The sequence below is a fragment of the Paraburkholderia sp. SIMBA_027 genome, assembly GCF_046535315.1.
Taxonomy (GTDB): Bacteria; Pseudomonadota; Gammaproteobacteria; order Burkholderiales; family Burkholderiaceae; genus Paraburkholderia; species Paraburkholderia tropica.
Genome location: NZ_JAWRWY010000238.1, coordinates 1 through 337, shown reverse-complemented (window position 1 = coordinate 337; position 337 = coordinate 1). Strand labels below are relative to the sequence as shown.

Annotated in this window: 1 protein-coding gene; it reads left to right on the top strand. The window is 70.0% G+C overall.

Going from position 1 to position 337, the window contains the following annotated elements:
• On the top strand, positions 1-286 hold a 286-nt coding region (locus tag SB764_RS38930), incomplete at its 5' end, for an alanine racemase C-terminal domain-containing protein (protein ID WP_410866601.1).
• Positions 287-337: the final 51 nt, after the last annotated feature.

Genomic DNA, 337 nt, shown 5'->3' with positions numbered 1-337 from the left:
GCCGACCGGCACGCCGATCGCGGTGGACGGCGTGATGACGCGCGTCGTCGGCCGCGTGTCGATGGACATGCTGACCGTCGACCTGACGCCGTGCCCGAACGCAGGCATTGGGTCGAGCGTCGAGCTGTGGGGCGATCAGGTGAAGGTGGACGATGTCGCGGAAGCCAGTGGCACGATCGGCTACGAGCTGATGTGCGCGCTCGCACGCCGCGTGCCGGTCGTGATCGTGCCGCCGGGGGGGTCGACGGTGGAGGCGGTGCTGCGTACGGGCAGCCACGGGCGTTGATGGAAGTCACGGATGCGGCGGCACGCTGTCGTGTCGTGGCGCATCCAGACC